Source organism: Bartonella sp. CR84HXZ (genome assembly GCF_042194535.1).
Lineage (GTDB): Bacteria > Pseudomonadota > Alphaproteobacteria > Rhizobiales > Rhizobiaceae > Bartonella > Bartonella grahamii.
Window position 1 is genome coordinate 1 of the sequence record NZ_JBHIMY010000066.1, and the last position, 1,861, is coordinate 1,861.

1 protein-coding gene and 1 pseudogene are annotated in these 1,861 nt (G+C 45.7%); both read right to left on the minus strand.

What is annotated here, in order from left to right; genetic code table 11:
* On the minus strand, positions 1-1,391 hold a 1,391-nt coding region (locus tag ACFIKD_RS09270), incomplete at its 3' end, for a portal protein (RefSeq protein WP_375647877.1).
* Positions 1,376-1,861, minus strand: a pseudogene (locus tag ACFIKD_RS09275) (PBSX family phage terminase large subunit); the annotation flags it as partial. The pseudogene ACFIKD_RS09275 and the gene ACFIKD_RS09270, both read right to left, overlap by 16 nt.

Consider the following 1,861-nt stretch of genomic DNA (forward strand, 5'->3'; position numbering starts at 1 on the left):
AGATTTAAACTGGATTGGCGTCGTTGTGCCTCCAAAATACCCGCTTGTGTCACTTCCCTTGTGCCAATGAATTCGGGCGATAAACCCGTCACCTGATTAATTGCTTCCTTAGCTTCATTAAACAGCTGGAAAAAGCCTTGTGGAAACTGTGCTACAGGCTTTGGTTGTATTTTACCTTGTGTCAATGCGTTAGGTTTAACCCATGTAATACTGTCTGACCGGCTTAAACTTTTTGCTGCTTCTCTCTCATCCTTAAATGCACCACTCTCTGCCATTATCCCGCCTTTGGATTGGCTATTGAGGATATACATCACTTGACTAAAATATTTATTCGCCCACCGTTGCGGGTCTTTCGTCGGACGTACAACACCGTAAAACTGACGTTCTATCTTATCAAAATAACCAGTAATACACTCCCAACCCAATTGACCAGCTGGAACCATGGGTTGATCGGGCGATTCAAGCAATTTTCTCCCTAAAAAAGCACGCCTTACAACCTTTTTATTGAAAGCTGCCCCTTGAATATTAGGCATCATGCATTGGAACCGCTTAAATTCCTCTTCGCTATAGTCACGAAGTTCCCCCGTTTCTAAATCAGGTGCCTTGTAATATCGCTCGCTTTCAAACCAACGGCATTCAACAAGCGTGACCATCCGACGACCATTTTCAACATCAATGCTCCCCTCATCACTGTAATAATCAAGATCATTATGGTGAACACCTTCATGAGAACTCCCATCCCTTGCCCAATCTGCACTCAGCTCTGTCCAATGAGATTTGGGAAACATCTGCTTGGCTACTTCCAAAGGCTTGCGGTCCACATACCACAAACGTTGCGCATCGGTTAAGTTCGGTTGCACCGCTGCACTGTCCCAAACCATTTTTAAAGGATCTAAACGCGTAATTACCGGTTCACCATCAAAGCTGTTTTCATAATCAAGCCGCGTATCGGTCCAGCCCATGCCACAAATAACCGCATCTTGGAAAGCATCACTATCAGCATATTCTGCATGCGCCATGTCCCGAAACCATTCTGCCGCACCGGTAAGCAATTCACTAGGCAATGCCTTACCTACTTGACGTGGAATAAACTGCACTTCGCGCTTGTTATTGCGCTCTGACCCCACAACGGCATTGACCAATGGTGCAATACGATTAAACGTCATAACGGGGCGGCGTTGCTCTTTTAACGCCGCTAAATCAGCCTCATTCCACTGATCACCATTGTAAAATCGAAAATCCTCTCTTGCATGTTCGCGCCATTTATTCACATGCTCCACATCTTCTTTGTACCAGCTGACAAGCTTGCGAAATAAGCCTTCTGTCGACAAATCTGATGCGTTACTTTCTTTCTCTAAATGCTCTTCATCATACATCATTCTGCCATCCATGACGTGCTTTCATAAGTTTCTCTACCGCTATAAGCTGGTCGCTTTTGTATCGTCGGAGGTTCTTCATAAGCCACGCACATCAATCCAAAGGCATCTGCTCCATGACTGGACCAATCATGCTCTGCTCCCAAGCCAATATTACGCTTCTCATCCCATTTCTCGTGATACCAATTCAGCGCCTTACGCCCTGCTACGGTCGTCTCTTCATTGAACCAAACTGAAGGCAAAATACGTCGCACCGCCTCTATACGCATCTTAACAGCCCCTGCTCCCTGATTGGGAACAACCTGTGTTTCAAAACCCGCATCATTTAAAGCACTCTCAAAACTCACATTGTGCACACGATCTCTGGTCGCACCGTCATGGGGGAGAACCATCAATGCCTTCTCATAGCCATTTTGACGTAACCAGCCTATATGTTCCGATAAAGGCTGTCCCTGTGCTTCGTAATAATTAAGCACTCTGATCTC